This is a genomic window from Pseudoalteromonas sp. T1lg23B (assembly GCF_002964665.1).
GTDB lineage: Bacteria > Pseudomonadota > Gammaproteobacteria > Enterobacterales > Alteromonadaceae > Pseudoalteromonas.
On record NZ_PQBZ01000010.1, the window covers coordinates 54,823 to 61,021 of the forward strand.

The 6,199-nt window shown below is 43.5% G+C and carries 8 protein-coding genes; 5 read left to right on the plus strand and 3 right to left on the minus strand.

Features of this window, described 5'->3' with window-relative positions; all coding sequences use genetic code 11:
• The first annotated feature begins 62 nt into the window (after positions 1 to 62).
• Genes C2M32_RS03770 through hemF form a run of 3 tightly spaced genes read left to right on the plus strand, consistent with a single transcriptional unit; the run spans position 63 to position 2,126 of the window.
• Positions 63 to 638: a DNA topoisomerase family protein gene (locus C2M32_RS03770; RefSeq protein WP_105167180.1), complete on the plus strand. Its 576-nt coding sequence runs from the start codon at positions 63 to 65 to the stop codon at positions 636 to 638.
• Positions 631 to 1,206, plus strand: coding sequence for a Sua5/YciO/YrdC/YwlC family protein (locus tag C2M32_RS03775; RefSeq protein WP_105167181.1), 576 nt, complete (start codon positions 631 to 633; stop codon positions 1,204 to 1,206). Before C2M32_RS03770 ends, C2M32_RS03775 begins: the two co-directional genes overlap by 8 nt.
• Before the next feature lie 5 nt (positions 1,207 to 1,211).
• Positions 1,212 to 2,126, plus strand: a complete 915-nt coding sequence (gene hemF, locus C2M32_RS03780; protein WP_105167182.1) for an oxygen-dependent coproporphyrinogen oxidase — start codon at positions 1,212 to 1,214, stop codon at positions 2,124 to 2,126.
• An 88-nt stretch (positions 2,127 to 2,214) separates the two neighbouring features.
• Here hemF and C2M32_RS03785 read toward each other — a convergent pair whose 3' ends face one another.
• Together C2M32_RS03785 and C2M32_RS03790 are read right to left on the minus strand one after the other, a co-directional pair.
• Complete coding sequence (locus C2M32_RS03785) at positions 2,215 to 3,822, minus strand: methyl-accepting chemotaxis protein (RefSeq protein WP_105167183.1); 1,608 nt, start codon at positions 3,820 to 3,822, stop codon at positions 2,215 to 2,217.
• A gap of 94 nt (positions 3,823 to 3,916) precedes the next feature.
• Positions 3,917 to 4,366: a group II truncated hemoglobin gene (locus C2M32_RS03790; protein ID WP_105167184.1), complete on the minus strand. Its 450-nt coding sequence runs from the start codon at positions 4,364 to 4,366 to the stop codon at positions 3,917 to 3,919.
• Positions 4,367 to 4,393: 27 nt separating this feature from the next.
• On the opposite strand from C2M32_RS03790, the gene aroE reads away from it, so the two are divergent.
• Together aroE and C2M32_RS03800 are read left to right on the plus strand one after the other, a co-directional pair.
• The gene (gene aroE, locus C2M32_RS03795) at positions 4,394 to 5,218 is read left to right on the plus strand and encodes a shikimate dehydrogenase (RefSeq protein ID WP_105167185.1); all 825 of its coding nucleotides are present in this window, start codon (positions 4,394 to 4,396) and stop codon (positions 5,216 to 5,218) included.
• On the plus strand, positions 5,215 to 5,451 hold the full coding sequence (locus C2M32_RS03800; protein WP_105167186.1) for a DUF1488 family protein: 237 nt from the start codon (positions 5,215 to 5,217) through the stop codon (positions 5,449 to 5,451). Before aroE ends, C2M32_RS03800 begins: the two co-directional genes overlap by 4 nt.
• Here C2M32_RS03800 and C2M32_RS03805 read toward each other — a convergent pair.
• Positions 5,434 to 5,967 (minus strand): gamma carbonic anhydrase family protein, encoded by a 534-nt coding sequence (locus C2M32_RS03805; protein ID WP_199886108.1) that lies wholly within the window; start codon positions 5,965 to 5,967, stop codon positions 5,434 to 5,436. The two genes, C2M32_RS03800 and C2M32_RS03805, sit on opposite strands and share 18 nt — an antisense overlap.
• Between the last annotated feature and the right edge of the window lie 232 nt (positions 5,968 to 6,199).

The window sequence follows — 6,199 nt, forward strand, 5'->3', positions numbered from 1 at the left end:
CCTTGACCCTAAAGCCATGACGGTTATATTAGGCGCAAATTTGTGCACTGGCCGAAGGTAATATGAGTAAGATTGATCATTCTTTGTTTAATGCAAAGCAACACGCGTTAGAAAAAGAGTATGAAGTTTGTCCCGAGTGTGGCTCTGAGCTAGTGATTAAACACAGCAAAAGCGGTCCTTTTTTGGGGTGTGCAAGCTACCCAGCATGTAGCTACATTCGTCCTTTGGCACACCATGATAATCATGATATCAAAGTGTTAGAAGATTCTCCGTGCCCAGAATGTGGTAATCATTTAGTGATTAGAAACGGACGATATGGGATGTTTATTGGCTGTACTGGTTATCCCGAATGTCACTACATTGCGCATGATGAACAAGACTCAGAAGCTGAGCACAATGTTGACTGTCCCAAATGTCATAAAGGCCAATTAACCAAGCGAAAAAACAAGTTTGGGAAGTTTTTCTATTCATGTGATCGTTACCCTCATTGTAAGTACAGTTTAAACCAGCAACCCGTCGCTCAAAAGTGTCCTGAATGTGGTTGGGCTGTTATGGTACAAAAGCAAAGGTCGGGTAAAGCTGTGTTACAATGCCCACAAAAATCCTGTCAGCACAAGATTGAGAATCAAAGTGAGTAATACACAATCAATTAATTTGCAGGACGCACTCAGTGCGTTTACTGCGGGTGGAGTGCTTTGTTATCCTACCGAAGCAGTTTATGGTTTAGGGTGCGATCCAGACAATGAAGCTGCGGTAACACAGTTACTCAATATTAAGCAAAGAGATGTAACAAAAGGGCTTATTTTAGTTGCTGATAATTACGGACAATGCTTGCCCTATGTCGATGATGCAAAAATCCCCATGGACAAACGTGCAGATATTTTTTCATCTTGGCCTGGTCCTATCACTTGGTTGCTACCCGCAAAAGCAAGCACGCCAGGTTGGCTGACGGGCGCTCATGATACCATCGCGATACGCATCAGTGCGCATCCCGTGATAAAAGCTTTATGTCAAACAATCTCAAAACCTTTGGTATCCACAAGCGCGAACATTAGTGGAGCCGAGCCTGTGATGAGTATTACGCAGGCAAGAGACACATTTCAGGATCAAGTCGCTTGCTATGTAACTGGTCAGTTAGGCGACAGCACCAAACCGAGCCAAATTAAACATGCACTCAGTGGTGCACTCATTCGAGGGAATCAATAACACATATGAGTAAGGTAAATTTAGAAACAGTAAAAGCGTTTTTGTTGTCATTGCAGGACTCGATTTGTGCAGGTTTAGAACAGGCTGATGGAACAGCTAAGTTTGTTGAAGATGCATGGCAGCGTGAAGAGGGGGGAGGCGGGAGAACTCGCGTTATTCGTGATGGCGCCGTCATCGAACAAGGTGGGGTTAATTACTCTCATGTGTTTGGTGAGTCTATGCCAGCCTCTGCGACAGCACATAGACCAGAACTAGCTGGCAGAAGCTTTCACGCTTGTGGCGTCTCATTGGTTATTCACCCAAAGAACCCACATATTCCTACTAGTCATGCCAATGTACGCTTTTTTATCGCCGAAAAAGAAGGTGAAGAGCCAATTTGGTGGTTTGGGGGAGGTTTCGACCTGACGCCTTTTTACCCGGTGTTAGAGGATGTAAAACACTGGCACCAAACTGCTCAAGACTTATGCTCACCTTTTGGTGAGCAGGTATATGATGATTACAAGAAATGGTGTGATGAGTACTTTTACCTCAAACATCGTGGTGAGACTCGGGGCGTTGGTGGCTTATTTTTTGATGATTTAAATGAGTGGGGGTTTGATAAGAGTTTTGCGTTTATGCAGGCCGTAGGCAATGGCTATTTAGATGCTTATCTACCACTTATTGAACGTCGCAAAAACACACCGTTTGGTGAGCACGAACGTCAGTTCCAACTTTATCGGCGCGGACGTTATGTGGAATTTAACTTGGTATGGGACCGTGGCACTTTGTTTGGTTTGCAAACTGGGGGGCGTACGGAGTCAATCCTCATGTCGATGCCACCTCTGGCACGATGGGAATATAACTTTAAGCCGGTTCCGGACTCTCCAGAAGCCAAGTTGTATGAATTCTACCTTAAACCACAAGATTGGCTCTCCTGCTAAGAATATAAAAAAGGCGCCCATTGGGCGCCTAAACACAGCATAACAATTCTAATTTAACCTCACATCACATATCCAAATTTTAGGCTATTCAATCGAGTTTAAAGCTTCTTACTTGCTCGTCTAACGAACGAGCCAGTGAAAGTAACTCCTCACTTACCTGCTTACTGCCATGAGCATCAACCAAAGATTGCTCTGCATTATCTCTTATCGCAATCACACTTTGATTTATCTCTTCGGCGGCTAGGTTCTGTTGTTCAGTGGCGTCTGCAATTTGTACGTTCAAATCATTAATTTCGTGCATTTGATTAGAAATATTTTTCAGTGCTTGCGCAACTTGCTTTACCTGTGCAGCTCTGTCGTCTGCCTCTTCGCATGATGCACTCATGGCTTTTACGGTTTGTTCAGCTTCACTTTGTAATTTATCAATCGTGCGTTTAATCTCATCCGTTGAGTCATGAGTGCGAGTTGCAAGCGTACGCACTTCATCTGCAACGACTGCAAAGCCGCGACCAGCTTCACCTGCACGAGCAGCCTCGATTGCGGCATTCAGTGCCAATAGGTTGGTTTGCTCTGCGATACTGCTGATCACTTCAAGTACTTTTCCAACCTCAAGTGTTTGTGCTTGTAGTTGACTTACCTGTGTTGCAGCTTGACGCACGTCTTGTGCCAGTTGATTAATGCTTTGCTCGGTACGTTCAGCTACCGCCATGCTCTCTTCAGCAAGGTGATTACTGCTATCCGATTTTTCTGATGCAAAGTGCGTGGTATTCTTAACTTCACTGGATGAGCACTCCAGCTCATTGATTGCTGCGGCAACAGAGTCAGTGCCTTGTTTTTGTTGCAAAATAGCGCGCTCGGTTGTATCGGCTGACGTGTAGATAGTTTCGGCAGATTGAATAAGTACTTTTGACGTATGTGAGACTTGGCCAATGTTATCTTTGAATGACGCCATCATCTTGTTGTAGTTAATTGCTAAGCGGCCTAGCTCATCGTCAATGTTATCGTCTATGCGCAGGCTTAAGTCTTTATTTTGTGAAGCGAGTCGCATAGTACGGCCCAACGTTTTTAGACGGGTAATAAATAACTTGCGAAAGAGTGTGCCTAGGATCACAAACGTAACGACAAAAATTCCTGTTAGCAGCGCGGTACTTAACCAAGTGTTAGTCTGCACACTCGAATCTATATCATCCAGTGAATAGCTTATTTTGACCACGCCCAGAATGTCACCTTCTTGTGCTTGGTGACAACCCAAGCAGTTAGTACCCTTGTAATCAGCTTTTGCTATCATGGGTCGCAGATATGTCATTACTCGCGAGTCACCACGAGTTTCAATAAACAAAGACTCTTTACCGTTGAGTGCTTGATGTTCTGCTTCTCCATTAGGAGACTGATTGACGTTGCCAGCGCCATAAACTTTTACGACTTGTGAGCCACGGATAATATGGGCATCTTCAATGTTTGGATGTTCTCTGAGCTTTTGACTTAAAATCTCTCTATTCGCCATGGTGCCTGTAAGCATCATAGTATTGATAGAGTCAAAATAGTTGTCTGCCAATAAGCGAATATTTTCTGACACTGTCTCTTGCGCCAATTGTTGTTGCTGGCTTGAACTGCTCAGGATACTGGCTACTAATACCAAAATACCAGTTACCGTAAGTAGGGCATAAATCTTATGTTGAATAGAAGTCACACGCATCGCACAATTCTCCGTTATGAGATGCGTATTATGGACAAAGTGGTAGAACCAGGCTTTGACTTAGCGCAAAGAGCGTTAAAGTTAGCCTACGACTTTAGTCTTGATTTATCATATGGCTTGCCAGTTGTGCCAATGAATGGCGTAAGCCTTCACGTAAGAGGGGATTATCTATTTGCTCATCTAAAGCTTTATTCATGCAATACATCCATTGATCTCGTAAGTCTTGATCGATTGGAAATGGCATATGGCGTTGTCTCAACCTAGGGTGGCCATATTTTTCCACGAACAGATCAGGGCCACCTAACCAACCCGACAAAAACTCAAAAAATACCTGACGTATTCTATCTAATGGTTTCGGGTGCATATCATATAAAGGTTTTGCATAGGGATCGCTTGCCATAATGTCGTAGAATCTATCCGCCAGAGCACGGGCGCCAGATTCACCCCCCATTATTTCGTAGGGCGTTTTTTCGGGTGTGGGTGTCGACTCGCTCTGCGATTTACTTGCATCCTTATTGAAGATGCGTTTAATTAACTGCTTCATAATATTGAAAACTTCTTAGGCATTATCATGGATAAATACGCGGTGTTTGGACACCCCATAAAACATTCGAAATCACCGTTGATCCACCAAGCATTTGCACGTCAATGCATGGACCAGATCAGTTACGAGGCGATTCTAGCACCTTTAGATGGTTTTAAAGAATCCGTTGAGAAGTTTTTTGCCTCAGGGGGTAAAGGTGCAAATGTGACGTTGCCATTTAAAGAGCAGGCTTTCGAGCTTGTCGACCAGCTTACCGAAAGAGCAAGACTCGCTGGTGCGGTGAATACCTTAAAGTTGTTAGAAGATGGTACATTACTAGGAGATAACACGGATGGTGCAGGGCTCGTATCAGATTTAGAACAGCACAATGCGCCTCTTAGTAAAGCAACTGTATTGTTGATTGGCTCGGGTGGTGCTGCCAGAGGCTGCATTTATCCTTTATTACAAGCGGGTGTAACAAAAGTGGTGATAGCTAACCGCACTATCGGCAAAGCACGATCATTAGCGGCCGAGTTTGTGCAATTTGGTGATGTCTCAGGGTGTGGTTTACAAGATATTCCCAAAGATAGATATACCATAGTGATTAATTCTACTTCTTCAAGTGTGACAGGAGATGTGCCCGACGTATCACCCTCAATATTACAAGAATGTATATTGGCCTACGATATGTTTTACAGTGAGCAACGTACGAGCTTTTTGACTTGGGTTGCATCGCACAATTCAGATACTAAGTTAGTTGATGGTTTTGGGATGCTGATTGGGCAAGCAGCGGAAGCTTATGAAATTTGGCGTAATAAAAAACCAAACACGGAACAAGTGGCCAGCGAGATAAAAAATGGAGCGATGTTATGAATCAGGGGATCCTATTTAACGATGATGTAAATGTGACTCATAATGGCTTGATTTTTACCGCCATGGTTAATGGCTTGATGGTTAAATGTATAATTGCAACTCCACCGATGAGTGATGAAGCTGCGTTAAAGCATTTTCAGGCTCATCAATTTGACTATGAAATGCAAGCTGAGCAATTGATAGAAGATGAAACCTATGAAGACGATGGCAGCGTCTTACTGACCTTCCTCTAGATATTCATCCTTAAGCTGCACATAATTTTGAGCTGAGATTTTCAAAAATGCCAGCTCATCGTCACTAAGTGGTCGAGACTTCTTAGCGGGGCTGCCAACATATAGGTGTCCTGACTCTAACGTCTTATTAGGCGGAACGAGTGCGCCGCCACCGATAATGACATCATCCTCGACCGTGACATTATCCATCACGATAGCTCCCATCCCCACGAGAATACGATTACCTAAGGTGCAGCCATGTAACATTACTTTATGTCCAATAGTAACGTCATCGCCAATAATCAAAGGATAACCCTTAGGGTTAGACTTAGTGGCTCGGGTTAAATGTAATACCGAACCGTCCTGAACATTCGTGCGCTCGCCTATCTTTATATAATTAACATCTCCTCTAGCTGCTACTAGTGGCCAAATACTGCTGTCCTTGCCAAGAGTAATGTCTCCGACTAAGACAGATGATGTATCGACATATACACCTTCGGCAAGCTTTGGCTTAATACCTTTATAGCTTCTGAGCATGTTTACCTCTCTATTATTCATAATACTGTATTAGCTAAGTGTAGAGGCTCATTTTATAAGAAGCTATAGTTTGCAAAAGCTGTTTTCAGCTTATAAAACTATCAAAAACACAGCTTTCGCTCAAAAATGATGCGAACAGTTTGTTTTTATCACTTTTCTTCAAAAATTCCTCAAAAACCGCTTGCGCTTTTTATTCGCCGCCCTATAATGCGACCCCACTGACACGGAGCGC